Raw genomic sequence first — 25,416 nt, 5'->3', positions numbered from 1 at the left:
GAATGAGCCACATCTCCCAGATCGACTACGCCACGGCCAGCGATGCCGTCCGGGCCGAGCACGACCGCGAACTGGCGCTCCGGGGCCGCATGACCAACATGAAGCGCACCCTGCTTCACTCGCCGCAGGCCCATCGCATCTATGCCGAATGGTTCACGCTGCGCGCGGAGCTGGATCCGGCGATCGATGACCGCGCCATCTGGATATTCTCGCACGCCATCTCCAAGGTCGCGCAGTCAAGGATCGCCGTCACCTTCTTCCGTCGGGCGCTGGTGAACGCCGGCCACGATCCGGACGCGCTGGAACTTTCGGCGGAAGAGGCGTTGCTCGACCGGTTCGGACGGGCGATCGCCACCGACTCAGCGGCGGTGCCGTCGGACATCTGGTCTGAACTGAAGCAACGCTACGACGAGAAGACCCTGGTTGACCTCGTCGCCTTCGCTGGAATCATGCTGGCGACGGCCGTCTTCAACAATGTCGTGGAGGTCGAGTTCGACCCGGAACTCGAGCCATTCGCCGAAAAGGGCTGATCAGCCCGAGACCGTCGTTACGAAGTGCGGGTTGCCGCGGATCGTGTTGCTGACGGTGCAGATCTCATCCTCGGCCGCGCGCGCGATCGCCTCGCGGGTCGGCGCGTCCAGATCGCTGCGAATGGTGAAGGCGATGTCGAACCGCTCGACGCGCGCTAGGCCGTCCGCTGCCTTCTGCCCGGTGACGACGGCGGCGATTTCCTCGATGTTCGCAAGCACCCCCATGCGGCTCGCAGCCATCCGCGCGCTGATGGTCAGGCAGGCCGCGAGCGAGGCGTATAGCAGGTCGAGGGGATTGAAGCCCGGCTGCGAGGCGCCGGTGACGATGTCGAGCGTCCCGCCGGTCGCGGAGGTGACATGCGGAAAGCCGGTGCGGCCGAGTGTGGCCGTCGCGCCGGTCGGCCTGGTCTTCACCCTTGCTTCGTTCATCGGTCCGCGTCTCCTCGTGCCTGGATCTTGATAGGAACGTTGGCTGGCGCTGGCAAGAGCGGCGTCCGGCACGGTCTGCAGCGAACCCCCCGAACTAATGCGTGCATTCGCAGTCGGCCGCCTTCAGAATTGCTGCCGCGGCCCGTCATTCTGTCGTATTGTCAATTGACTTGCGCCGGGTCGGACCCGGCAGGAAACGGAGATCGATATGCGTGCGGATAGTGACGTGGCGGAGCCGATGGAGGTCGTCGAGTTCTGGTGCGAACTGCTCGAACCGGAGCATTGGTTCTCGCCGCCGCCGCAGCTCGACGCCCATATCCGCAACCGCTTCGCAGCGACCCACCTCGCCCTGGCCCGCTGCGTTCCGGACGCGTGGCGCGAAACGCCGGATGCGCGGCTGGCGGCGGTCATCGTCCTCGACCAGTTCCCACGGAACATGTATCGCAACACGCCGCTGGCCTTTGCGACCGACTGGATTGCGCTGCGGGAGGCGCGGCTGGCGCTGGAAGCGGGCGCGGACGCCAAGGTCGCCTTCGCCCGCCGCCACTTCTTCTACCTGCCGTTCGAGCACTCCGAGGACATCGCCGACCAGGAGCGCTCCGTCGGCCTCTTCAAGGCTCTCGGCGACATGAACTACCTGGACTATGCCCACCGCCATCACGCGGTCATCCGCGACTTCGGCCGCTTTCCGCATCGCAACGCCGTGCTCGGGCGCCGGTCCACGCCGGCGGAACTCGACTATCTTGCCCTGCCGGGTTCCGGCTTCTAGGAAAAGTTGCGGCCGGCTTGCCTTCACTTCGCCTGTGTGGCGCAATATTTTGCGCCGCGAGTCCCGAACGCTGCCCCGCGATGGCAGCGAATCGCCGAATCTGGCTTTCGCCCGTCCGCCTGGACGGGCGCCGAATCGATCAAGGGTTGCCGTGACGACATCGAAACGCCTTCTTTTTCTCCTCCTGGCAATCCTGCCCCTGCTGCTGCCGCCGCTGGCCTTCGCCGAGGAACCGGCGCCTCCGGCGCTGCCTGCAGCGCCCGCGAATACGATTTCCGAAGCGAACGACAGCCTTGAAAAGGCTCGCAGGCAACTGGCGGACCTGCGCAAGCAGGTCGACGACGCCCGCGACAACGACAGCAAGCTCGCCGAGCTCAAGCCCAAGGTCGAGCAGCTCGCCCGCACCGCGCTGGAGGCCTCGGTCTCCACCCGCGAGCGCTTCAACTATATCAAGGGGAGGCTCGATCAATTGGGGCCGGTGCCGGCTGAAGGCCAGCCGCCTGAAGCCGAGCCGATCAAGGAGGAACGCGCGAAGCTTGCCGAGGAACGGGCCGCCATCAACGCCGTCACCGGAAGTGCCGAGTCGCTTTCGATCGAGGCGACGCAAATGGCCAACCAGATCACCGAGATGCGCCGCAATCTGTTTTCCGAAACGCTTCTGAAGCGCACGGCGGTGAGTACCGGGGTATTCGAGGACGCGCTCACCGCAGGGGCTGAACAGGGAACCGACCTGCAGCGGACCGTTGGCGGATGGTTCCGTTTCGTCTGGGCGTTCAAGCGGGAATCGCTGATGGCCGCCGTCTCGCTCTCCCTGCTGATTGGTTTGCTGCTCTACTCCGGCGGCCGTCGGGTGGCCGGGCCGCTGATCGAGCGCAACAGGAGGATCGAGAAGCCGCACTACATCACCCGGCTGATGATCGCGTTCTGGTCGATCACCATTCCGACGCTGGCAGTCGGCGCCTTCGCCTTCGCCTGCTATTCGCTGCTCTACAGCTTCAACGTGCTGCGGCCGGACATCGCCCCGATGGTCTCGCAGCTCTTTGTCGTCTGCGTCGGACTCTACTTCGTCTCGGCGCTGACCCGTGCCGTCCTCGCACCCAAGCGCCCCGAGTGGCGGCTTGTGAACGTCTCCAACAGCGGCGCCAGGAGGCTGGAGTGGTCGATCTTTGCGATGGCCTCCGCCAATGCGGTCGACTACTTCCTCGGCGCCGTCAACGTCGCGCTCGGCTCTCCCGTCGTGCTGACGGTGGCCAAGAGCCTGATCGCCTCGATCGTGATTGGCGTCATCCTCCTGTGGATCGCGTTCATCCGGCCGATGCTGAGGCCCGGCGAGGATCCGGCGAGCGAAGGGCGGCCGTGGCCGCGGGCGCTGTCGACGGTTCTGATGCTCACAGGGTTCGGGCTGATCGCGCTGGCGGTGATCGGCTATGTCGGTCTTGCGCGCTTCGTGGCGACGCAGATCGTCGTCACCGGCGCGATCCTGGTGACGATGTATATCGGCATTCTCTCCGGCCGGGCGATCGGTGTGCAGGGGGCGCTGGCCCGGACCTATCTCGGACAGAGGCTGGCGGAGCGCTACCAGCTCAACGAGGTGGCGCTGGACCAGGCGGGGCTGGCGGCCAGCCTCGGCATCTACCTGCTGGTGCTGCTCCTGGGCGTGCCGGGCATCCTGCTGCAGTGGGGGTTCCAGCCGGGCGATATCGAGAGCTGGGCATTGCAGCTCTTTACCGAGATCCGGCTCGGCAGCATCTCGATCTCGATCGTCGGCATCCTCGCGGGCCTCGTGCTGTTCGCGCTCGGCCTCTTGGTGACGCGCTGGTTCCAGCGGTGGCTCGACGGCACGGTCATGGTGCGCAGTCACGTCGATCCCGGCGTCCGCAATTCGGTCAGGACCGCGATCGGCTATGCCGGCGTGGCGCTCGCGGGGCTGATCGGCATATCGGCGGCCGGGATCAACCTTTCCAGCCTCGCGCTCGTCGCCGGTGCCCTCTCGCTCGGTATCGGTTTCGGCCTCCAGAACATCGTGTCGAACTTCGTGTCCGGCCTCATCCTGCTGGCCGAGCGCCCGTTCAAGGTCGGCGACTGGGTGGTCGCAGGAACGACGGAAGGCTTCGTCAAGCGGATTTCGGTGCGCGCCACCGAGATCGAGACGTTCCAGCGCCAGACGATCATCGTGCCGAACTCCGTCCTCATCAACGGCCAGGTCGGCAACTGGACCCACCGTAACAAGCTCGGGCGTATCGAGATCCCGGTCACCGTCTTTTCCGGCAATGATCCGCGCCGGGTCACCGAACTGCTGCTCGAGGTCGCGGCGGCCGCGCCGGTGCTCCGCAATCCGGAGCCCAACGTGGTGTTCGTCAACTTCTCCTCTTCGACACTCGAATTCGAGCTGCGGGCCTTCGTCGCCGATGTCCTGAGCGCGGGCTCCGTGAAGACGGAACTGCGCACCGCAATCCTGGAGCGGCTGCGGCAGGAAGAGATCCCGCTGGCCGGACCCGGCGCGCCGACCATACCGATCACGATGGATCCCGAGAGCGCGCAGCTGGTGAGCGCCATGATCGAGAATGCCAAGGCGCAGGCGGGGCGCACGGCGGAGCCGGTTCGCAAGCCAAGTCCGAAGCCGGTCGAGGAGGGTGGTGACGAGACGGGCTGACGAGGATTGCCGCATTCATGCCATGTTCAGTGACGGCGGCATAAAAGACATGCAAAGCCATCGAAGCGGGGCTAGGCTCTCGCGGGGTTTGAAACAGGGGCGGCGCCTCGGCGCCGGGCAGACATGATGCGAATGCTTGCAATACTGCTTCTGACGGGCGCCACCGCCGCGCCTGCCGTGGCGGCATCGATCACCAACCGGGATAGCGAAGCGGTCGTGCTGTCGATCGTCGAGAACGGCAACCGCAGCGAACTCGCCCTCGCGGCCGGCCAGACCGAGACCGTTTGCCGCTCGGGCTGCTTCGTCACGCTTCCGAACGGCGACCGTGTCGGCCTCAGCGGCAACGAGAAGGTCGAGATCACCGGCGGATCGGCCATCATCAAGTAAAACGCTCCAGCTTGTTGCCAAGCGACGCCGGGTGCCTCATCCGGCGCCGCCGCGCGGTTTCGTGCGCTCCCGGGCGCATGCCGCCGCATCAGGCATCCGCCGCCCGGTGTCTTAACGCTTTCGCAAACGCTCGCCGCTTACCGTCCCTCGTATAAACCGGGGGGTGTATGATCGCCTCGGTCAGGACCATGCGCAGGTCCGGTGCCGCCTTTCCGCCGATGCCGCATGCCGGGACGGGTAGCATGCGAATAAGCTCACCTGGAAAGGCTCGAAATGTCATTCATCGGTATCTCCGGCATGCAGTATGCCGGCGCGTCGCTGTCAGGCCACCGGATCCTGCTCGTTGAAGACTCCAACCTGTTCACCTCGATGATCGGCGCGCGGCTGAAGGAGCTGTTCGGTCTCGAAGTGGAGGTCTGCCGGAATTTTCACGACCTGGAGGAGGCCTACGAGCGGTCGACCGAACCGGTGACGCTCGCCATCTCCAACATCGACCTTCCGGGCGCCGAACAGGGCGAGGCACTGAACTACCTGATCGACCTCAGCATTCCGACCATCGTCTTCACCGGCAGCTTCCATGAGCAGACGCGCGACCAGTTGCTCTCCAAGGAGATCGTCGACTACATCATCAAGGACAATGTCTTCGCGGTCGACATGCTGGCCGAGTCGGTATGCAGGTTCCTGACCAATCATCGCCATCACGTCCTGATCGTCGACGACAGTGCGACGGCGCGCGCCCTGCTGTCGACCCGCCTGAAGCGCTACAATTTCCGCGTCAGCGCCGCCGACAACGGGGCTGCTGCCCTGAAAATCCTGAAAGATAACCCGGACATCGGCCTGATGGTCACCGACTATCACATGCCCGACATCGACGGGTTCGAACTGACGCGCCGAATCCGCGGCTCGATCGGCTCGCACCAGTTGCGGATCATCGGCGTATCCTCCTCCACCGACCGGTTGCTGTCGGCGCGTTTCCTCAAGGCCGGCGGCAACGATTTCATCCTGCGGCCCTTCATCGACGAGGAGTTCTATTGCCGGGTGAACCAGAACCTCGACACCCTGACGCAGATCCGCATGGCCCGGGTCCGGCAGGCGGCCTGACCTCCCGGCTGCAGCCACCGACACCGCTCTGACAATAAGCTTACGTAGGGTAAGTTTACCGGCCGCGATTAACCGCTTGGTAAACCCCTGGGAGTGTAATGCCCGCGCTGCAGTACAACCGTGGAAGAGGGCATGGGAGTGGACTGGTATCCGCAACGGGAGGCCGCGTTGTTGCGCCACTTCGGCCGCTCCGTCCTGCTCGTCGAGGATTCGCGGATGTTTTCCACCATTGTCCGCTTCAGGCTTGAAACCGAGCTCGGCGTTCGGGTGACCCACTGCGCGGCGATGCAGCCCCTGCGCGACGTTCTCAATGATAGTGGCGACGAATACGCCCTTGCGATCGTCGATCTCAACCTGCCGGGCGCCTCGCCGTGCGAGGCGCTGGACGCGGTCCTGTCGCAAAGCATTCCCGCCCTCGTCTTCACCGGCTCGTCCGGCGAGGCGACGCGTGACCTGATGCTGGCGAAGGGGGCGACCGACTACGTGGTCAAGGACAATCCGTCGGCGGTCCAGCAGGTCGTGACGGGCGTCGATCGGATGCTCGCGGGTGGTCATGCCAGGGTGCTCGTGCCGGACTGCGGCTCGCCGGATACGCAGGCGGTCGCGGCGCTGCTGCAACGACAACGCTTCCAGGTCCAGACGGTGGCTGACGGGGCAGCCGCCCTGGCGGTGCTCGACGCGGAGCGCGACGTCGATATCGTCGTGATCGACCTCGACGGCAGGCGCGACGACGGGCTGGTGCTGCTCTGTGAGATCCGGCGCCGCTACGCCGACATGGGCGTGCGCGTCGTCGGGATCTGCGGGCAGGATGACGACATGCTCGCCTCGCGATTCCTGCGCTCCGGCGGCGACGATTTCGTCCGCAAGCCGATCCGCGCCGAGGAATTCACCTGTCGCCTTTTCCATCTGGCCGCCATGCACAAGCGGTTCCAGGCGCTGAACCTGATCGCGTCGCGCGATTACCTGACGGACGTCTACAACAGGCGCTATTTCTACGAGGCTGGCCGGCGCCTCGTCGACCGGGTGGAGCGGTTCGACGGCAAGGCCTCGATCGCCATAATGGACATCGATCACTTCAAGCGCCTGAACGATACCTACGGCCACGAGGTCGGCGACATGGTGCTGAAGGCTGTCGCCCGCCGCCTGAAGGCGCGGCTCGGCGGCCGGCATCTTCTGGCGCGGTTGGGTGGCGAGGAGTTCGGCGTCCTGTTCGAAGGCCTGGGCCTGGCCGAGGCGGTCGCCAGCTGCGACATGCTGCGGCGCGAACTCGCCGCAGCCCCGATCGAGGCCGATGGCGAGCCGATCACCATCACGGTTTCCACCGGCGTGGCGGCCATCGAAGGGCACGAGGTGTTCGACAATCACCTCAACGCGGCCGACCAGTTCCTCTACATGGCCAAGCATGCGGGCCGGGACCGCGTGTTCTCGGAACTGTCGCTGCCGGCGGCGCTCGCCGGCTAGCCGGATGCGCTCGCGGGGCCGTGCTTGCGCTGAAGCGCCGATATAGTATCACACACGACTTTATCAACGGCCACGCCTGCGCCATGCAGGACGCCCGGCCGGTCGAAGACCACGGCTCACGCCGGCCTCGTCGCTGGGGTGGGTTCAGCGTGCTGCGATCGCCGCCGGCAGCGTCAGCTTGCGGTCGGCGCGTTCCTGCTGCGGCGAGCGGTTGTAGAGTTCCCGGTAGCATTTGGAGAAATGCGAGGCCGAGACGAAGCCGCAGGCGACGGCGACTTCCACCACCGGCATCGACGACTGCACCAGCAGGTGGCGGGCGCGATCGAGGCGGATCTCGAGATAGTAGCGGGCCGGCGAACGTCCCATTTCCTGGCGGAACAGCCGTTCGATCTGGCGGCGCGACAGGTCGGCGCTGTCGGCGATCTCCAGCAGCGACAGCGGCTCGGAGAGATTGTTCTCCATCAGCTCGATGATCGACAGCACCTTGGCGTTCTGGACGCCGAGGCGGGCGCGCAACGGCAGCCGCTGCCGGTCGTGCGGCCCGCGGACGCGGTCGGTGAGGGCCTGTTCGCAGACCCGGTTGACGAGATTTTCGCCGAAATCCTGATCGATCAGGTTCAGCATCATGTCGAGCGACGCGGTGCCGCCGGCACAGGTGTAGATGTTGCTGTCGATCTCGTAGAGGTCGGCATAGACTTCGGCCTGCGGGAAGGCCTCGGCGAAGCCCGGCAGGTTTTCCCAGTGGATGGCGCAGCGCTTGCCGGTGAGCAGTCCCGCCTGGGCCAGCACGTGCGCGCCGGTGCAGAGCGAGCCGACCGAAACGCCGCGGTTGTAGACCTCGCGCAGCCAGGCGTTCACCGACTTGTTCTGGAACTGCTCGACGTCGACGCCCGAACAGACGAGCACCATCGAGGGACGGTTCTCGCCGCTCAGATACTTGCGTTCGTCGGCGAGCGACGAATTGACCTCCAGCGCGATGCCGCTCGAGGACACCACCCGCTCGCCGTCGGACGACGCCAGCCGCCAGCTATAGGCCTCATAGCCCAGCATCCGATTGGCGATGCGCAACGTCTCGATGGCCGCGGAAAACGGCAGCATGGAGAAGTTGGGCACGAGAAAGAATACAAGCGAACGCTTCTTGGCGGAGGTCTTGTTCATCGGCGATTCCACTCTGGGCTTATTGGGTCAGCGTCACCCAAGTCCGGGTAGTGCGCTTGCCTGTTTGCGACATTTGCATGGAACCGTGCGACTGTGAAGAGGGCGTTTTGCTTTGTTGCTCAAGTCGTTCCCGGCTGAAGCCATACATCCTGCATTTGCGACGCGCCCGCTGCGCAGCCCAGAGCTGTCGCGGCTGTTTTTGCGTCAGGGGATGCTTGCTTTCGTGGAAAAATGGAAGGTTTCGCCGACGCAGGATCACCGGGTTCACCAAACCGGCTTCACCGACACCGGCTGCCGCTAAAGGTTGGGCCGCCTTCATGCCCGCTATTGACCAAAAAAATCGCCAGGCCGATCCGTAAGGGGTGTCGGCCTGGCGATTGCAGCGTCTCGGGAGGGGCGCTGGAGTGTTTCGTCAGTGCGGCAGCCGGCTGTTGCCGGTCAGTTCCATATCCTCGTCGGCGGACGGATAGCCGATGTCCTTGCGCAGGTCGAAGGGCAGGCCTTCCAGTTCGAGCTCCGCGCGGTGATGCCGCCACGCAATGGCAAGCCGGCTGGCGAGACGGCGCAACGGGCTCGAATAGCCGTCTGAGACGAGGCGGCTGCATGATCCGCCTGCCGCGTGAGATGTGATGCTGTGCATGCTTTGGTTCCTTTCAAGCTCTAAGACGCTTCGAAAGGCCGCGACCGATGTACATATACTGGCGCGGCCCCATTCATCGATCAAACGAATATGATTGATCCCTTCCATCAGCATTTGTCATGCGAGAGGCGGCCGTGCCAGCCGACGTCGCGCTGCAGTTCGAGGGGCAGGTTGTCCAGTTCGTCCTCCGTTCGCCGGCTGCGCCGGCGGGCCGCCTGCGTCTCAAGGAACTGACGGATGGTCAGCACGAAATTCCTTCCGGCGGCGCGAATGGCGAACGGCGTCGGCTGCCTGTGCGTTTTTCCTGCGGTCATGGCGTTGATCCTTTCCCGATCAGGCCTTCGATGGATTGACTATTGCGCGGTTCGAGTGTTCAATCAAACGAAATGGAGTGACGCATTGGTTCAATGAATTTGAATGAGGTAGGAACCATGAACCTGATCTTCCGCCAGACCCTTCCCTTGCTGGAACTGGACATCCTCAGGACCTTCGTGGCGATCGCGGAGACCGGAAACTTCACCACCGCCGCCGACACCGTGCATCGCACGCCCTCCGCCGTGTCGATGCAGATCAAGAAGCTGGAGGAACTGCTCGGCTGCACGCTGTTCCGGCGTGACGCCCGCTCCGTCGTGCTGACCCATCACGGCGAGGTGCTGCTCTCCTACGCCCGCCGGCTGATCGCGCTCAGCAACGAGGCGGTGTCGCGCTTCATGATGCCGGAGATGAACGGGGTCGTGCGCCTCGGCGCGCCCGATGACGTCGGCGAACTGATCCTGCCGGAGGTGCTGCGTCGCTTTGCCGAGACCTTTCCGTCGATCGCGGTCAACGTCTCGATCGAGACGAGCGGCAACCTGCGCCGCGCCGTGGCGGAGGGTCGGCTCGATCTGGCGATCTTCAATTCGCCCGACAGCGCCGCCCCGGTTGCCGGCGAACTGCTGATGCGGGAGCAGCTCGTCTGGGCCGGCAAGAACTGCGGCACGGCGCACCTGAAGAACCCGTTGCCGGTATCGGTCTGGGAGGAGGGCTGCATCTGGCGGGCGCGGGCGCTTGAGGAACTCACCAAGTCCGGCCGCGAGTTCCGGGTCGCCTACTTCTGCGCCCACCATATGGGGCAGCGCGCCGCCATCAAGGCCGATCTCGCCGTCGCGCCATTGGCCCGCTTCCTGGTGCAGGACGATATGGTGGCGCTCAGCGTCAAGGACGGGCTTCCGGACCTCGGCTATTACAACATCGGCATGGTCATCCATGACGACGCGGAGGCGCCGGCGCTCGCCGTGGCCGACTACATTCGCGCAGCCTTCGCCCGCTTCGAGCGCAGCCCGAAAGAAGTCCTGCCGATGGTCTGCTGACCGGGCCGGGAGGGGTGAATTCGGGAGGAAAAGAAAGAGCCCCACGGCAGAGGCGCGGGGCTCACCTTGCTCACCACAAGCAAAGGACCAAAGCGCACAGCGCCACGGCCGGGCCACCTTGGCCCACGCCGGCCGGGCGAGTCAACCACCGGCTGCGGCCATGGCCAAATGCGCGGCCATGTGATGGCGGGCGGGGCGAGAGACTGTGCGCGGCTGCCGAGGGGCAGGTCCTGGTCCTGGGCCATCCAGGAGCCGGGCGGCAGCCTCAATCGCGGCTGCGGCGCCGGCGACGGCCGCCGCCACCTTCGCCACCTTCCTCGGACAGCACCTTGCGTTCGGGCAGGGTCACCACCGAGGCGAGATGCGGGAAGGCGTCGACCTTGTTCGGCATCGCCATGGCGTTGACGAACAGCTGCTGGAAATTGCCTTCGAGCGCGGTCTCGATCTTCTCGATGCGGTTGACCGTCTCCTCGATCTCGCGGCGATGGTCGCGATTGAGCAGCGCCATCAGCGCGCCGGTGCCGGCGGCGTTGCCGACCGCCTTGACCTCGGCGAGGTCGCAATCGGGGATCAGCCCCAGCACCATCGCGTATTTCGGATCGATGAACGAGCCGAAGGCGCCGGCGAAGCGGATCAGGTCGACATGCTCGATGCCCTGCTTCTCCATCAGCAGCTTGATGCCGGCATAGAGCGCCGCCTTGGCCAGTTGGATGGCTCGGATGTCGGTCTGGGTCACCGTGATGCGCGGCTCGCCGTCGTGGAGCAGGTAGGAGAAGGTGCGACCGTTCTGGATGATGCGGTGGGTGCGCTCCGCCATCGATCCGTCGACGACGCCGTCCTCGGAGATGATCCCCGACAGGTACATTTCCGCCACCACCTCGATGATGGCCGAGCCGCAGATGCCGGTGACGCCGACCGAAGCGGCGGCTTCCGCAAAACCTTCCTCGTCCGACCACTTGTCGACGCCGATGACGCGGAACCGCGGCTCGAGCGTCACCGGATCGATGCGGACCCGCTCGATCGCCCCGGGTGCGGCGCGCTGGCCGCAGGAGATCTCGGCGCCCTCGAACGCCGGGCCGGTCGGCGAGGAGGCGGCGACGACGCGATCCTTGTTGCCGAGCACGATCTCGGCGTTGGTGCCGACATCGACCAGCAGCATCATCCGGTCCTGCCGGTGCGGGCCCTCTGAGAGCGTGGCAGCCGCGGCGTCTGCGCCGACATGGCCGGCGATGCAGGGCAGCAGGTAGACGCGGGCGCCGCGGTTGGCCTCGATGCCGATGTCGTGTGCCCAGCCCTGAACCGCGCCGGATACCGCAAGCGCGAACGGCGCCTGGCCGAGTTCCGTCGGGTCGATGCCGAGAAACAGGTGATGCATGATCGGGTTGGCGACGAAGACCATGTCGAAGATGTCGTCGCGCTCGACGCCGCCATCCTCGCAGACCTTGCCGATCAGCTGGTTGACCGCCTCGCCGACCGCCTTCGTCATCGCTTCGCGGCCGTCCGGGTTCATCATCACGTAGGAGACGCGGCTCATCAGGTCTTCGCCGAAGCGGATCTGCGGGTTTGAGGTGCCGGAGGAGGCGACCAGCCGGCCGGAGAGCAGCGAGACCAAGTGCATGGCGATCGTCGTCGAGCCGATGTCGCAGGCAATGCCGTAGGCCTCGTTCTTCAGTCCGGGATAGAGGGCGATCACCGTCGGGCGGGAGAATTCCATGTCCTTGTGGATCACCGCGGTCACGCACCAGTTGCCCTTGCGCAGGATGCCCTGGATCTGCGGGATCAGGTGTTGGGCGACGCGCAGGTCCTTCCAGCCCCAGTCCTTGTCGAGCACGGCCTTGAGCCGCTCCAGGTCACCCGACGGCTTGTGCATGTCGGGCTCTTCCACCTCGACGTAACACAGCTGCACCGGCGAATTGCGCTCGATGACCCGGTCGGTCGCGGCCTTGCGGACGACCTGGGCGTTGATGACGGTGTCCTGCGGCACGTCGATGACGAGGTCGCCGAGGATCTGGGCGGAACAGGAGAGCCGGCGTCCTTCCGGAATGCCGCGGATCCGTTCGTAGCGCTCCTCCTTCGGCCCCTTCTCCGAGATGTGGTCGAGCGAGGAGACGATCTTGTGCTTGGCAAAGTTGCCTTCCTGCACCGAGATCTGGCAGCGCCCGCAGGTGGCGCGACCGCCACAGATGCTTTCGACATAGACGCCGAGCTTGCGCGCCGCGTCCAGGACCGGCGTTCCGACCGGGAAGCGACCGCGCTTGCCGGACGGCATGAAGAGAACAAGAGGATCCTTCTCGGCCGCTTCGGTCATGTTGGCCTCGTTCTCGGATGTGCCTTCAATGCGCATGTTTTTCGGTCTTTCCTCGGTGCTGGGCGGTCGCCGCGGCCGGCGCACAGGTAAACGTCATCAGACTGCACCGGAACGCCCGCTGATAGTTGTCCAATCCCGACATGAAAAGACCTGCCTGCATCATTTCCGCAGGCACGTCGGCAGCGGGTGGTAAGGCGACGTCAGCCTTGCTTGCGCGCCAGGCGCTGTGCGTTGCTGCGAACCCGTTTTCCATAGGGCCTGAGAGCGGCCGATGTGAGCGCCGCGGCGCCCGGCAATGCCCTGCTGCCGGTCATCAGCCGCATAGCGTTGTGCATGGCATTGCGCCATATCGCCATGTTCACCGCCAGCACGCTCTCGGCGGCGGCTGCCATCTTCTCGGAGACCATGCGGTTGAGTTCGGCCGCATCGTGCGTCTTGCCGGCCAGCGCCGCCAATTGCATCTGCTGCATCCGAAGCGCCATCACGAATGGCGCTTCGAACCAGAGGGTTGCTGTGTCCCGACGAAGGCTGCGCGAGGTCATAAAGCATCTCCTTGGATGTGGCGCCGGCTAGGCTAGCACACTTGGCTGCCCGCTCTGGCGCACTGGAGAAACGCGGCAGATCCCAATCAGGTCCGAACCGGTTGTGCGAAGATGGAGGGAGCCGTCCGCGCGGGTTCGGAAAGTTCGGATTGGAACCTGCCTTTCGCTAGGAGCTACTCGGCGCGCGCGCCGCCGCCGGCCCGGGCTGCACGGCCGCCGCGGCGTCCGGCGGCGGGAGCCGCAGACGCAGCGGAAGCGGCGGCACCCTCGGCCGCGGGCTTGTGGTCGCGGTAGGTCATGATCCAGTTGGTGCAGTTGGCGTCGGTACCGGCCAGCACGTTTGCGGCACGCACCGCCTCCATTTCCTGCGGGCGGCAGGGGTTCATGATCGCGCTCGTCATGCCGGCGCCGATGACCATCGGGATGAAGCCGGCATTGATGCCGTGCCGGTGCGGCAGGCCGAAGGAGATGTTGGAGAGGCCGCAGGTGGTGTTGACCTTCAGCTCCTCGCGCAGGCGGCGCAGCAGCGCGAACACCTGGCGGCCGGCGTCGCCGAGCGCCCCGATCGGCATGACGAGCGGATCGACGACGACGTCTTCCGGCTTGATGCCGTGGTCCATGGCGCGCTCGACGATCTTCTTGGCGACGGCGAAGCGGACGTCCGGGTCCATCGAGATGCCGGTCTCGTCGTTGGAGATGGCGACGACCGGCACGTCGTACTTCTTGACCAGCGGCAGGATCGCCTCGAGCTTCTCCTCTTCACCCGTGACCGAGTTCACCAGCGGGCGGCCCTTGGCGACCTTCAGGCCGGCCTCGATGGCGGCGGTGACCGAGCTGTCGATCGCCAGCGGAATGTCGACGAGGCCCTGGACGATCTCCAGCGTCTGCACGAGCAGGCCCGGTTCGGTCTCGTTCGGGTTGACCGAGGTGACGCCCGCATTGATGTCGAGCATCGTGGCGCCGGCGGCGACCTGCTCGAGCGCGTCCTTGATGACGGTTTCGAAGTTGCCTTCGATCATCTCGGCGGCAAGCTTCTTGCGGCCGGTCGGGTTGATGCGTTCGCCGATGACGCAGAAGGGCTGGTCGAAACCGATGACGATTTCGCGGGTGGCCGAGGCGACGATGGTGCGTGTCATGTAAGGTCCTCTGGGGCAGGGCGCTCGACCGTGTCTAGCGCTCGATTTTCAATGTTGGGAGCGACATGCCGGCGGGAGCGCCGGCACGGATCAATGGGGGGGTCTGGGCGGCGATCTCCGCCATTTGCTGCTGGTTCTGCTCGACGCCTTCGCGGGTCCGCTCGATGCGCTCGGCAACGAGCTGGTCGACCGGGTTCGGCTCGCGCCGCCAGGGCTTGCGGCCCTTCAGCACGCCGGATTCATGGACGATCTCGGCGACATATTCCTCCTGGCGGTAGGCCATGACGTGGATGCCGGAAACGCCCTCGATCTCCTTCACCTCGTTGATGATGTCGATGCAGAGCTGCTTGCCTTCCTTCTTCTGGTCCTGCGCGCCCTCGAGGCGGGCAATCACCGAATCGGGAATGTGGATGCCCGGCACGTTGGAGCGGATCCAGCGCGCGGTCTTTGCCGAGGCCATCGGTCCGACGCCGACCAGGATGAAGCATTTTTCATGCAGTCCGAGATCGCGCACCTTCTTCATGTATTCGCGGAACATCGGCACGTCGAAGCAATATTGGCTCTGCACGAACTGCGCGCCGGCCTCGATCTTCTTGGCGAGGCGGTAGGGGCGGAAGTCGTAGGGCGGCGCGAACGGGTTGATCGCGGCGCCGAGGAACACCTTCGGGGGCGTCGTCAGCTTGCGGCCCGACAGGAATTTCGAATTGTCGCGCATGATGCGGACGGTCTCGAGCAGCGACATGCAGTCGAGGTCGAACACCGGCTTGGCGCCGGGCTGGTCGCCGGCCTGCACGCCGTCGCCGGTCAGGCACATGATGTTGGCGACCCCCATGGCGGCGGCCCCGAGCACGTCGCCCTGGATGGCGATGCGGTTCTTGTCGCGGCAGGCGATCTGCATGATCGGCGCGTAGCCCATGCGCGTCAGCAGTGCGCAGATGCCGACCGACGACATGTGGCAGTTGGCGCCGGAGGCATCGACCGCGTTGATGCCGTCGACCCAGCCGTCGAAGATCGCGGCGCGCTCGTAGACGTCCTCGGGGTTGGCGCTGTCGGGCGGGTTGAGTTCCGCGGTGACGGCGAACTCGCCGCGCCGCAGGACCCGCTCCAGCCGTCCGAGCGAGGAGTGGCCGGGCAGGGGATCGAGCGGCAGGTGTGCGCCGAGCGGGTTTTCGTCGAAATGCGCCATGCTTACGCGTCCTTTCCGGTTGCCGCGTCGCGGGCCGCGGCGGCCTCTGCCGTCACGCGCAGCCACGAAGAGGTCTCACGCAGCGACTGGTTGACCGGCTTCTGCACCGCCATGATGGCGTCTCCCTTGACCATGTTGCGCGAGCCCTTCCAGGCCTGCACCCAGACGCAGGGCATGTCGGGCTCGACCTCGCAGTTGCCGTTCGCCCGCACGCCGCCGCAGGGGCCGTTGCGCAGCTGCTTCGGACAGTTCATCGGGCAGGACATGCCGGTGGACGACAGCGCGCACTGGCCGCACATGCGACAGTCGAACGGAAAACCCTTCACGTGCCGCTCCACGAAAGTCACCGGCCGCTCGACCCGGTCGTAGCCGAACAGCTTCCAGACCGGGTGCAACATCAGGAACATGTCGGCGAAGCGGGCATAGAACCATTCGAGGAAACGCGAATGGCGTACCGCCCACAGGCGCACCGTGTACTTGTGGCGCGACCGTCGGCTGGGCGACACGCCGGCCGGCGTGAAGGCGCCGGTCTTGGCCTTGGCCGCGGCCGCGGCATTGCCGGGTTTCTGGCGTTCGTCAGCCATTCTCGCGGCCTCCGGCCTTTACCAGCGCGACGAGGCGTTCCCGGTCATAGGCGGCTTCGAGCTCGGCCGCCGCCGCGTCCGCCTCCGCCTCCAGGTCGTCCGAGACCGGGACGGGATCGGCCTTCCGCCACTCGGCGAGATAGTCGTCGGTTTCGGCGGCGCCGGTGCGCATGGCGCACATGTCGATCGCCTCGGTGAAGCGCAGCGACAGTTCGCGCTTGGCGCTCTTGCGACCCTGCTTGATGATGACCTGGGCGGGAATGTCCCGCCAATAGACGATGATGCGATCTGCCATTTGGACGTTCTCCTCGGAAGCCGACAATGCTTCCAGAGCCGGCCTCGGGCTGCGCTCGCCACGACCGGCCGTCGCTCAAAAACGACGTCGGCGACAGGCGTGAATACGCTCGCCGCTCCGGTCTCGGCCGCCAAGGGAGAAACTACCAAATGCCGCGCGAGATCCCGATCCAGAACCATCGCCAGATGGTCGGATGCGTCCACTGCCGGGAGCGCTGCTTCGTCGTCTTCTGCCGGCGCAACTTGCCGGAGAGGGCCGCGCCGACACCGCGCACCGCGATACCCGTTCCGGCCGCGGTCAGCAGCAGTGGATAGGTGTGCATGCTGTCCTTGCGCGAGGGAGTGACACGCACCTGGTAGAGGACGTCGCCCGTATCGACGCCGGCATCAACCAGGTGAACGGTGGCGCCGAAATTCTCCTCGTCGTCCATCACGCGTGCCCAGTAGCCGCCATGCTGGCCGCGATAGGCGGGGTTGATGCCGGCGTGGAAGTTCAGCACCGGGCAGCGGATCGCCCGCAGCGTCGCCGGCTTGAGGATGCGGCAGCTGACCAGGAACAGCACGGCGGGCGCCAGTTCGCTCAGCAGCTGCCGGAATTTCGGGCCGTTGGCGCTGTCGATCCTGATCCGGAGAATCGATGGATCGGGGCGGGGATCGACGTGATACTGGCGGATGATCTCGTCGGCGCGCCGTCGCGCCAGAGGCTTGCCGAACTTGGACACCGCCATGGTGGCGAGCTGCCCCAGCGCCTTCGGCCAGCCCGTCCGCCGCGCCTTGCGCCGCAGGATCAGCCGCTTCGATTCCGGCCTCTCCTCGATCACGACCAGATCGGGAAAGTGCCGCTTGAGGGCATTGATGAGGATCTCGGGGTTCGGCCCGCCCTGCGTCAGGACGACCACGCGTTGTCCGGTCGCGGCCGGCGCGGGAGGGGCTCCCGCAGTCTGCTGTCGTTCGAGAGTGCCTTCGTTCACGTGTCGGTCCTGCGCTCGGGTTCCGCGTTCGCCGCGGGAAACCGTCCCGCCGTCGGACAGCCGTCCCCGGAAGGAAGGCGCAGAAAGATTACGAATTCTGAAGCCTAATGCAATTGCGCCAAACGGATCATGCGTTCGCCGTCAGGTTTCATGCCGACGCATGTGTTTCCCGCACCACCCTTTGCGGACAGGTGGATCAGAGGCCGGTGAGCGCCGACGTCAGGTCTCCGTAGCCGGTCAGGCGGTACTCGTATTCGAGGCCGAGATAGTCGGCCGCCTCTTTGGCCTTGCGCTGGAGCTGCTCGTCTTCAAGCTGGGAGAGATAGACGAGCTTTCGGTAGTTGCCGAAGTACATCGGCTTCAGCTGTGGGTGCCGGTCAAGCCCGAGCGGCTCGATCACGAAGGCCTCGAACTGGCGGGCCAGGAAGTCGGTGAGGAAGAACGACGTCACGTCGTCGTCGTTTTTCGCGAAGGTCTCGTTGCCTGAAAAGAACGAATAGCAGTGCGGTCCTTCGATCCGCTGCACGCCTTCGCGCGCGCAAAGCGCATCGAGCTGCCCACCGGTGCCGCAATCGGCATAACCAATGAAGATCCGTTCGATCCCCTCTGCGCGCGCCTCGGCGATGGCGTTTTCGACGCCGGGCGTGATCTTCTCCGGATAGGCATGCCAGATGGCCGGAAGGCACTGCAGGTCGATGTGGTCGAGTTGGTTGGCCTTGCAGATTGCAAGTATCTCGCGTGCGATGGCACCGCACGCGATTATGCGAACTTTTTTCTCGCTCGCGAGTTGAAGCGTGCGATTGCCGCTGCATACTTCAGAGGTGATCGTATCCATTCAAAGGAGCTCCGACCATGACAGCGAACACCGTCACAAGGATCAGCTTCGCTCTTGCCGCGCTTGTCTTGCTGAGCGCCTGTGCCAACACCATTCGGGGCATAGGCCAGGACACCGCCAACACCGTCAACGCGACCGAAAATGCCGGCAAACGGGTCGCCCATGCGGCTCAGTAAGGGCTAGGATAGGGACCCGGCGGCGCGCCGGCAAGGGCGATGCGCCGGGCCCGGTATCCCGGTATTGTTTGCATCGTCCCGGCGACACCGGGAAAAACGCACTGCCGTCGATACACCGAGGCGCGCCGCTTCCGTTCTGTGGGCGGCGCGCCGTCGCGTCTTATGCGCCGGCCAGCATGTTGTGCTTGCGCTTCATGAACTCCTTGGCGGTCTCGACTGCGACCGCCGCGTCGCGGCAGTAGGCGTCGGCGCCGACGGCCTTGCCGAATTCCTCGTTCAGCGGCGCGCCGCCGACCAGAATGACGTAGTCGTCGCGCAGGCCCTTTTCCTTCATCGTGTCGATGACCACCTTCATGTACGGCATCGTCGTGGTGAGGGGGGCGGACATGCCGAGAATGTCCGGCTTCTCCCGCTCGATCGCTTCCAGGTAGTTCTCGACCGGGTTGTTGATCCCGAGGTCGACGACGTCGAAGCCGGCGCCTTCCATCATCATGCCGACGAGGTTCTTGCCGATGTCGTGGATGTCGCCCTTGACGGTGCCGATCACCATCTTGCCCTGCTTCGGGGCGCCGGTGGCGGCGAGCAGCGGCCGCAGGATCGCCATGCCGGCCTTCATGGCGTTGGCCGACAGCAGCACTTCCGGCACGAACAGGATGCCGTCGCGGAAGTCGATGCCGACGATGCGCATGCCCTCGACCAGCGCCTGGGTTAGGACGTCGTAAGGCGCCCAGCCGCGCTCGAGGAGGATGTTGGTGCCTTCCTCGATCTCCTCCTTGAGGCCGTCATAGAGGTCGTCGTGCATCTGCTGCACGAGTTCTTCGTCGGAGAGTTCCGAGAGAATGATTTCGTCGTCTGCCATGTCGTATTTCCTCTCCATTCGCGCGGCGGACTTGGGCCGGTCGTCCTCCAGTGTTAACTGCGTTGCCGGCGCGATCCGATTTTGAAAGCGACGTCGCACCGAGCAAAAAGCGACCAAGACAAAGCCTCTTGCCCGAATGCGGCTGATCTATGGATCAAGGGCGGCGGGCGGGGCGCTGTCGCCCGGCGTCTCGCGGTGTCTTGCCCGCGCCACTCGTTGGCGCATTGAGACCCGTCCCGAGTCGTTCGGTTGGTAGCATAAAGGTTGGATGGCGCTGAGAGCGCGGAATAACTGAGGATAGACGGACATGAGTTTGACGACAGAGCAGCCGGAAGGCGAAGGTGGCGGTCGCCGTGCACGCGGCGAGGGACGGGGAGCGGCCGCGCGCCGTGCTTCGCGTTCCGGCGGCGGTCCCGGCCCGTCCTTGCCCTACATCACGCGCAAGATCCGCGAATACGAGGTGCTCGACGAGGAAGGCCTGCAACTGATCGAGCGCAACGCCGACACGGTGCTCGAGGAAGTCGGCATCGAATTCCGCGACGACGCCGAGGCGCTGGCGCTGTGGAAGGAGGCCGGCTGCGAGATCAAGGGCGAGCGCGTGCATTTCCCGAAGGGTCTGTGCCGCGAGTTGCTCAAGACCGCGCCGAAGACCTTTACCTGGCACGCCCGCAATCCGGCCCGCAACTGCGAGGTCGGCGGCAAGGCGACGATCTTTGCGCCGGTCTACGGCCCGCCCTTCGTGCGCGACCTCGAGGGCAACCGCCGCTACGCGACGATCGAGGACTTCCGCAACTTCGTGAAGCTCGCCTACATGGCGCCGTCGATGCATTCGTCGGGCGGCACGGTCTGCGAGCCGGTCGACGTCCCGGTGAACAAGCGTCACCTCGACATGATCTACAGCCACATCAAGTATTCCGACAAGCCGTTCATGGGCTCGGTCACGGCGCCAGAGCGCGCCGAAGACACGATCGCCATGGCCAAGCTCGTGTTCGGTGAAGACTTCGTCGAGAAGAACACTGTCACGCTGAACCTGATCAACGCCAACTCGCCGATGGTGTTCGACGAGACCATGGTCGGGGCGCTGAAGGTCTATGCTCGCCACAACCAGGCCTCGGTCGTCTCGCCGTTCATCCTGTCGGGCGCGATGAGCCCGGTGACGGTCGCCGGCACGCTGACGCAGATCCTTGCCGAGGTTCTGGCCGGTGCCGCCTTCACGCAGCTGATCCGTGCCGGCTCGCCGGTGCTGTTCGGCACGTTCGCCGCCTCGATCTCGATGCAGTCGGGCGCGCCGACCTTCGGTACGCCGGAGCCGTCGCTGGTCTCCTACGGCGCCGCCCAGCTCGCCCGCCGTCTCGGTCTGCCGTTCCGTACCGGCGGCTCGCTCTGCGGCTCCAAGGTCCCGGACGCTCAGGCCGCGCATGAATCGGCCAACACGCTGAACATGACGCTGCTCGCCGGCACGAACTTCGTGCTGCACGCCGCCGGCTGGCTCGAAGGCGGTCTCGTGTCGTCCTACGAGAAGTTCATGATCGACCAGGACCAGCTCGGCATGATGCAGAAGATGGCCGAGGGCGTTGATCTTTCCGAAAACGCCCAGGCGCTCGATGCAATCCGCGAAGTCGGTCCGGGCAGCCACTTCCTCGGCTGCGCCCACACCCAGGCGAACTTCCAGTCCGCCTTCTATCGCTCGCCGCTCGCCGACAACAACTCGTTCGAGCAGTGGGAGATCGAGGGCCAGAAGCGGATCGAGCAGCGTGCCAACGCGCTTTGCCGTTCCTGGCTGGAACACTACGAGGCGCCCTATCTCGACCCGGCGATCGACGAGGCGCTGCTGGAGTTCATCGCCAAGCGCAAGGATTCGATGCCCGACGCCTTCACTTGAAAGGCTCCCGAACGCGCCAGGGAGCAAGGCGGGGCAGCAACGGTGGCCGACATGATCCAGAAGGAGGTGTGGCGGCCACATTACGAACTGCAGGGGCCGAAGCCGAAATGACGGTTGCGCCCCACACCGGCGAGATGATCCGTGCGGCGTTCGCGCCGCACGGTCTTTTTTTGCGTGGAACCGTGAACTTCTCCAGTGATGAGACAGCACCTGTGCTTTCGAGCGGGGAAAGGGCGGCAAGCGTTGCCCTGATCGGCAATGTCGGCAGCTCGATCTGGCCAGCCTTCCGCTCCTGGCAGGAGGGCCGCAACGACCGCGGCGGCGCCGATCCGCTCGACGCCTGGTCGAAGGCCGTGATCGGCCCGCTGGCCGTCGAGCTTGGCGCGACCGCCTGGTTTCCCTCAGACCTGCCGTGGCAGCCCTTCCAGCAATGGGCGATGCGGTCCGAGGGCTTGCGGGCCTCGCCGCTCGGCATCCTGATCCATCCCCGCTACGGGCTCTGGCACGGCTACCGCGGCGCCCTCGGCTTCGCGCGCCCGTTGGAAGGAGCGGAGCTGCTTGCGCCAGACCATCCCCCGTCTTGCCACCCCTGCGACCGCTGCCCGGACAAGCCATGCCTGACGCGCTGTCCCGTCGTGGCGGTGGCGGCATCCGGCTTCGACGTTCCGGCCTGCCGCGGCCACCTTCGCACGCAGGCGGGGCAGGCGTCCTGCATGCTTTCGGGCTGCCTCGCCCGGAACGCCTGCCCGGTCGGAGTGGAACATCGCTATGTCGAGGACCAGCTGCGGTTCCACATGGCGGCATTGGGTCTGTGATTGTAAGGGTCGGCGCTGCGTGGTGGATATAACCAGGAGTGCAACATGCGCGATAGCGCATCGGACAATCGCAGGAAAGCGAACTACCGTCGGAAATTGCTGCGGAACCCGACATGACATTACGCCATCGTCTTTCTGCCTTGGCGCTCGCCTTGTCCGCGTTCGCTCCCGTTGCGGCCGGCGCCGGCGATCACTGCCGCGAGGTCGACCATCTTTCCGAGACCTACACCGTCTGCACCTTCGACCCGGCTCTGGAGGCGATCCGGATCTATGGGGTGCCTGAGGGAACGACCCAGCCCGCTACCTACGCAGCGTTGCGCGACCGTCTCCGCGACGATCGGGAAGCTCTGATCTTCGGCATGAACGCCGGGATGTATCACCCCGATTATTCCCCGGTCGGGCTGCTGGTCGAGGACGGCAAGGAGCGCAGCCCGCTCAACCTGTCAGACGGCGAGGGCAACTTCTTCCTGAAACCCAACGGGGTGTTCTACATCGGCCACGGCACCGCTGGAGTGATGGAGACCGGCGCCTATGCCGCCGCACGGCCGCAGACGATCCATGCGACCCAGTCCGGGCCGATGCTCGTCATTGACGGCGCGATCCATCCGCGCTTCCTGCCGCAAAGCGACAGCCTCAACATCCGCAACGGCGTCGGCATGCTGCCGGACGGCCGCGTCGCCTTTGCGATCTCCCGCCGCCCGGTGCGCTTCCACGATTTCGCGACGCTGTTCCGCGATCGCCTGGGGTGCCGCAACGCGCTCTATCTCGACGGCAGCATCTCCAGCCTCTATGCGCCGGAGGTACGCCGCAACGACCGGCTCGCGCAGATGGGAACAGTGGTGATGGTCGTCGGTACCTTGCCCTATTGAGGGCCGGGCGCGACCTCCCGTTCAGGGGACCTCAGGCCTCCGGATAGGCCTTGGCGAGGCCGCCGGAGCGGGTCAAGCCGGCGCGAAACGCCTGGTAGGCGGCGTGCTGGCTCGAGCGCGCGGCCTCCATCAGGCGCATCTGCAGGCGCGCCGGCGCGGCGTTGCCGAGCCACTCGCCGAGCTTCTCCAGCTTCAGCGCATTGAGGAACCGGGCCTCCGCGGCCCGGTGCAGGTGGAGTTCGAGCCCGGCCACGAGATCCTCGTCCTGCAGGGGATTTTCCATCAGCATGGCCAGGAACGAACGGTCGTCCTCGCGCAACGCCGAAAGCCGTTCCGCGATCGTCTCGCGGCCTTGCGGCACGCTGGCATTTCCTGCGTTCATGTCCCGATCTCCCCTGCGAATCTCCTGTGCCATCGGGATAGGATGGGGGAGGCGAGCGTGCAAGCGCCCGAAGGTGGTGATTGCAGCGGGAGCGGCATTGGCTTGGCCGCGTAGCTACTCATAAGACGTAAAGTCTAAAATTGACAATACGTATAGATTCGGTAAGTGTGCCGCCATGCTCCAGACAGATTCGCCCGCCTGCTTGACGATCCTCCACGGCCCTTCGGCCGCGGCGATCTGTGCGCTGCTCCATCCCCACGCCGAAGTGGTGCTGCACGACCTGTCGACCGGCCGGATCGCCGGCATCTGGAATGCCTTCTCCGGCCGCCGGGCCGGGATGGAATCCCTCGTCGAGGGCGATTTCACAGATCCCGCCGGCGCAACGCTGCTCGGGCCGTACGAGAAGACCGGAACCGACGGTCGCCGGCTGAAATCGGTGACGGCGGTGCTGCCTGGTCTGGATGGCCTGCCGGCCGGACTGCTGTGCATCAACATGGACATCTCGCGCCTCGACGAGGCGGTGCGGCTGCTTGCCGCCTTCGCCGGCACGCCAGCGCCGCAGCCGACCTCGCTCTTTTCCGGCGACTGGCGCGAGGCGATGAACGCCGCGCTGCACGACTGGCTCAGGGAGCGAGCGCTGTCGCTTCCGGCGTTGAAGCGGGCCGACAGGGTGGCGCTTGTGGCCGAACTCGACCGCCGCGGCCTGTTCAAGACCCGCAATGCCGCCGAACACCTCGCCGGCCTGACCGGCACCTCCCGCGCCTCGATCTACAACTACCTCGCCGACGCACGCCGCGCGAGCGCCAACAAGGAACCATGACGTGACCACGCTTCCCGATTTTCGCCTGGAAACCCACTTCTCGCGCTGGGAGTTCACCGCCCGTTTCAACATGGCCGCCAGCGACGCGGAGACCCTGACGCTGCGCGAACTGCTGGCACTGGCCGATGAGGAAGACCGAGCCGCTTGGGAGCAGATGGCGCTCGGGTACACGCCGACCTGGGGCACGCCGGATCTGCGTGAGACCATCGCCTCGACCTATGCGGGGCTGTCCGGCGCCGACATCCTCACCTTCGCCGGGGCGGAGGAGGGGCTCTACTGCGCCATGCTGGCGCTGCTCGGGCCCGGCGATCACGCGATCGTCACGGTGCCGAACTACCAGTCGATGGAGACGCTGCCGGTCACCGTGGCAGGGGCTGTGACCGGCGTGCCGCTGCGGCCCGAGAACGGCTGGCAGCTCGACCTCGACGACGTTCGCGCCGCCCTTCGCCCGGAAACGAAGCTGATCGCCGTCAATTTTCCGAACAATCCGACCGGCGTCGTCCTCGACCGACCGATCTTTGCCGACCTCGTCGAACTCTGCCGCGCGCGCGGCATTCATCTTTTCAGCGACGAGGTTTATCACGGCCTCGAGCGCGACGAGGCGCGCCGCCTGCCGCAGGCGGCCGAGGTCTATGAAAAGGGCGTGTCGCTCAACGTCATGTCGAAGGCCTATGGCCTGGCGGGCTTGCGCATCGGCTGGATCGCCAGCCGCGACCACGCGCTGTTGCAGCGCATGGAGCGGATGAAGCATTACCTGTCGATCTGCAACGCGCGGCCCTCGGAAGTGCTGGCGCGCATCGCCCTGAAGGCCCGCCGTACCATCCTCGACCGCACGCGCGGCCTCTGCGCCGCCAATGCCCGCACGCTCACCGCCTTCTTCGCCGATTACGCCGATCTCTACGATTGGAGCGCACCGGACGGCTGCGTCGGCTTCGTCCGCTATCGCGGGCAGGACGGCGTGGAAGAGCATTGCCGGCGGCTGGTCGAGGAGGCGGGCGTGCTGCTGCTGCCTTCCAGCCTCTTCGTATCCGACCTCCTGCCGGTGCCGCAGGACCGCTTCCGGATCGGCACCGGGCGGAAGGATATGCAGCCGGGGCTCGATGCCTGGCGGCTGTTCCTGAAGACGGCCTACGGACGGTGAGATTCGCCGCGGCTGGCGCCTCATCCGCCTGCGGGCACTCTCAGCAAGCTGGATGAGCGATGAGGCCGGAGCGGTTTCGGTTCATCGCCCGCCGCCCTGACGGCCGCGGGAAATTTTCGATGACACCAGCAAAAAGCCG

Annotated in this window: 28 protein-coding genes; 14 read left to right on the top strand and 14 right to left on the bottom strand. The window is 65.7% G+C overall.

All coding sequences use genetic code 11. The features are described from left to right. Positions 1 to 2: 2 nt before the first annotated feature. Complete coding sequence (locus tag C7449_RS12580) at positions 3 to 530, top strand: carboxymuconolactone decarboxylase family protein (protein WP_108003124.1); 528 nt, start codon at positions 3 to 5, stop codon at positions 528 to 530. Here C7449_RS12580 and C7449_RS12575 read toward each other — a convergent pair whose 3' ends face one another. Further along, positions 531 to 959, bottom strand: coding sequence for an OsmC family protein (locus C7449_RS12575; protein WP_108003123.1), 429 nt, complete (start codon positions 957 to 959; stop codon positions 531 to 533). A 208-nt stretch (positions 960 to 1,167) separates the two neighbouring features. Between C7449_RS12575 and C7449_RS12570 the strand changes: the two genes are divergently transcribed. The 5 genes from C7449_RS12570 (at position 1,168) to C7449_RS12550 (ending at position 7,330) form a co-directional block, all read left to right on the top strand. Beyond that, the gene (locus C7449_RS12570; RefSeq protein ID WP_108003122.1) at positions 1,168 to 1,728 is read left to right on the top strand and encodes a DUF924 family protein; all 561 of its coding nucleotides are present in this window, start codon (positions 1,168 to 1,170) and stop codon (positions 1,726 to 1,728) included. 151 nt (positions 1,729 to 1,879) lie between these two features. After that, a complete protein-coding gene (locus C7449_RS12565; RefSeq protein ID WP_146165077.1) occupies positions 1,880 to 4,381 on the top strand; it encodes a mechanosensitive ion channel family protein in 2,502 nt (833 codons plus the stop codon). Between the two features lie 123 nt (positions 4,382 to 4,504). Then, positions 4,505 to 4,768 (top strand): hypothetical protein, encoded by a 264-nt coding sequence (locus tag C7449_RS12560; protein ID WP_108003120.1) that lies wholly within the window; start codon positions 4,505 to 4,507, stop codon positions 4,766 to 4,768. A gap of 273 nt (positions 4,769 to 5,041) precedes the next feature. Continuing rightward, a complete protein-coding gene (locus C7449_RS12555) occupies positions 5,042 to 5,869 on the top strand; it encodes a response regulator (RefSeq protein WP_108003119.1) in 828 nt (275 codons plus the stop codon). A gap of 132 nt (positions 5,870 to 6,001) precedes the next feature. Then, positions 6,002 to 7,330, top strand: a complete 1,329-nt coding sequence (locus tag C7449_RS12550) for a GGDEF domain-containing response regulator (protein WP_245414368.1) — start codon at positions 6,002 to 6,004, stop codon at positions 7,328 to 7,330. 144 nt (positions 7,331 to 7,474) lie between these two features. Here the strand turns inward: C7449_RS12550 and C7449_RS12545 are convergent, their stop codons facing one another. Continuing rightward, positions 7,475 to 8,488 (bottom strand): GlxA family transcriptional regulator, encoded by a 1,014-nt coding sequence (locus C7449_RS12545; protein ID WP_108003118.1) that lies wholly within the window; start codon positions 8,486 to 8,488, stop codon positions 7,475 to 7,477. 115 nt (positions 8,489 to 8,603) lie between these two features. On the opposite strand from C7449_RS12545, the gene C7449_RS12540 reads away from it, so the two are divergent. Further along, positions 8,604 to 8,789, top strand: coding sequence for a hypothetical protein (locus C7449_RS12540; RefSeq protein ID WP_108003117.1), 186 nt, complete (start codon positions 8,604 to 8,606; stop codon positions 8,787 to 8,789). Between the two features lie 111 nt (positions 8,790 to 8,900). On the opposite strand, the gene C7449_RS12535 is transcribed toward C7449_RS12540, so the two are convergent. Continuing rightward, positions 8,901 to 9,236: a hypothetical protein gene (locus C7449_RS12535; RefSeq protein ID WP_146165076.1), complete on the bottom strand. Its 336-nt coding sequence runs from the start codon at positions 9,234 to 9,236 to the stop codon at positions 8,901 to 8,903. After that, positions 9,236 to 9,442: a hypothetical protein gene (locus tag C7449_RS12530; RefSeq protein WP_108003115.1), complete on the bottom strand. Its 207-nt coding sequence runs from the start codon at positions 9,440 to 9,442 to the stop codon at positions 9,236 to 9,238. The genes C7449_RS12535 and C7449_RS12530 overlap by 1 nt, the downstream gene beginning before the upstream one ends. Positions 9,443 to 9,559: 117 nt before the next feature. On the opposite strand from C7449_RS12530, the gene C7449_RS12525 reads away from it, so the two are divergent. Then, positions 9,560 to 10,477, top strand: coding sequence for a LysR substrate-binding domain-containing protein (locus C7449_RS12525; protein WP_108003114.1), 918 nt, complete (start codon positions 9,560 to 9,562; stop codon positions 10,475 to 10,477). 265 nt (positions 10,478 to 10,742) lie between these two features. Here the strand turns inward: C7449_RS12525 and C7449_RS12520 are convergent, their stop codons facing one another. From C7449_RS12520 to C7449_RS12485, 8 genes are all read right to left on the bottom strand, one after another. Beyond that, complete coding sequence (locus C7449_RS12520; protein ID WP_108003113.1) at positions 10,743 to 12,821, bottom strand: ASKHA domain-containing protein; 2,079 nt, start codon at positions 12,819 to 12,821, stop codon at positions 10,743 to 10,745. A gap of 164 nt (positions 12,822 to 12,985) precedes the next feature. Beyond that, positions 12,986 to 13,327, bottom strand: coding sequence for a hypothetical protein (locus C7449_RS12515; protein ID WP_108003112.1), 342 nt, complete (start codon positions 13,325 to 13,327; stop codon positions 12,986 to 12,988). 173 nt (positions 13,328 to 13,500) lie between these two features. Then, positions 13,501 to 14,463: a methyltetrahydrofolate cobalamin methyltransferase gene (locus C7449_RS12510; RefSeq protein ID WP_108003111.1), complete on the bottom strand. Its 963-nt coding sequence runs from the start codon at positions 14,461 to 14,463 to the stop codon at positions 13,501 to 13,503. A 34-nt stretch (positions 14,464 to 14,497) separates the two neighbouring features. Further along, positions 14,498 to 15,649, bottom strand: coding sequence for a methylenetetrahydrofolate reductase (locus C7449_RS12505; RefSeq protein ID WP_108003110.1), 1,152 nt, complete (start codon positions 15,647 to 15,649; stop codon positions 14,498 to 14,500). A 2-nt stretch (positions 15,650 to 15,651) separates the two neighbouring features. Beyond that, complete coding sequence (locus tag C7449_RS12500) at positions 15,652 to 16,233, bottom strand: methylenetetrahydrofolate reductase C-terminal domain-containing protein (RefSeq protein ID WP_108003109.1); 582 nt, start codon at positions 16,231 to 16,233, stop codon at positions 15,652 to 15,654. After that, entirely contained in the window at positions 16,226 to 16,528 is a 303-nt protein-coding gene (locus tag C7449_RS12495) for a virulence factor (protein ID WP_108003108.1), read from the bottom strand. The genes C7449_RS12500 and C7449_RS12495 overlap by 8 nt, the downstream gene beginning before the upstream one ends. Positions 16,529 to 16,670: 142 nt before the next feature. Further along, positions 16,671 to 17,426 carry a formyl transferase gene (locus C7449_RS12490; RefSeq protein WP_245414377.1) on the bottom strand — a complete coding sequence of 252 codons (756 nt, stop codon included), beginning with the start codon at positions 17,424 to 17,426 and terminating at the stop codon, positions 16,671 to 16,673. Between the two features lie 268 nt (positions 17,427 to 17,694). Then, positions 17,695 to 18,333, bottom strand: a complete 639-nt coding sequence (locus tag C7449_RS12485; RefSeq protein ID WP_108003106.1) for a DUF1638 domain-containing protein — start codon at positions 18,331 to 18,333, stop codon at positions 17,695 to 17,697. 17 nt (positions 18,334 to 18,350) lie between these two features. Here C7449_RS12485 and C7449_RS12480 point away from each other — a divergent pair, with 17 nt between their 5' ends. Then, positions 18,351 to 18,509, top strand: coding sequence for an entericidin domain-containing protein (locus tag C7449_RS12480; RefSeq protein ID WP_108003105.1), 159 nt, complete (start codon positions 18,351 to 18,353; stop codon positions 18,507 to 18,509). Positions 18,510 to 18,669: 160 nt separating this feature from the next. Here the strand turns inward: C7449_RS12480 and C7449_RS12475 are convergent, their stop codons facing one another. After that, complete coding sequence (locus C7449_RS12475) at positions 18,670 to 19,368, bottom strand: corrinoid protein (protein ID WP_108003104.1); 699 nt, start codon at positions 19,366 to 19,368, stop codon at positions 18,670 to 18,672. 307 nt (positions 19,369 to 19,675) lie between these two features. Between C7449_RS12475 and C7449_RS12470 the strand changes: the two genes are divergently transcribed. The 3 genes from C7449_RS12470 to C7449_RS12460 all read left to right on the top strand — a co-directional run bounded on the left by C7449_RS12470 (position 19,676) and on the right by C7449_RS12460 (position 22,934). Further along, entirely contained in the window at positions 19,676 to 21,250 is a 1,575-nt protein-coding gene (locus C7449_RS12470; protein ID WP_108003103.1) for a trimethylamine methyltransferase family protein, read from the top strand. A 107-nt stretch (positions 21,251 to 21,357) separates the two neighbouring features. Continuing rightward, complete coding sequence (locus C7449_RS12465; protein ID WP_108003102.1) at positions 21,358 to 22,065, top strand: 4Fe-4S dicluster domain-containing protein; 708 nt, start codon at positions 21,358 to 21,360, stop codon at positions 22,063 to 22,065. Positions 22,066 to 22,178: 113 nt separating this feature from the next. Continuing rightward, positions 22,179 to 22,934, top strand: coding sequence for a phosphodiester glycosidase family protein (locus tag C7449_RS12460; protein WP_108003101.1), 756 nt, complete (start codon positions 22,179 to 22,181; stop codon positions 22,932 to 22,934). Between the two features lie 31 nt (positions 22,935 to 22,965). Here the strand turns inward: C7449_RS12460 and C7449_RS12455 are convergent, their stop codons facing one another. After that, on the bottom strand, positions 22,966 to 23,316 hold the full coding sequence (locus tag C7449_RS12455; protein WP_108003100.1) for a hypothetical protein: 351 nt from the start codon (positions 23,314 to 23,316) through the stop codon (positions 22,966 to 22,968). Positions 23,317 to 23,491: 175 nt separating this feature from the next. On the opposite strand from C7449_RS12455, the gene C7449_RS12450 reads away from it, so the two are divergent. Beyond that, positions 23,492 to 24,136 (top strand): helix-turn-helix transcriptional regulator, encoded by a 645-nt coding sequence (locus C7449_RS12450; RefSeq protein WP_108003099.1) that lies wholly within the window; start codon positions 23,492 to 23,494, stop codon positions 24,134 to 24,136. A gap of 1 nt (position 24,137) precedes the next feature. Next, on the top strand, positions 24,138 to 25,277 hold the full coding sequence (locus tag C7449_RS12445; protein ID WP_108003098.1) for an aminotransferase class I/II-fold pyridoxal phosphate-dependent enzyme: 1,140 nt from the start codon (positions 24,138 to 24,140) through the stop codon (positions 25,275 to 25,277). Positions 25,278 to 25,416: the final 139 nt, after the last annotated feature.

Origin of the sequence: Mycoplana dimorpha, assembly GCF_003046475.1 — a bacterium.
GTDB lineage: Bacteria > Pseudomonadota > Alphaproteobacteria > Rhizobiales > Rhizobiaceae > Mycoplana > Mycoplana dimorpha.
The sequence above is the reverse complement of the archived record's forward strand: the minus strand, read 5'-3'. Positions and strand labels throughout refer to the sequence as shown.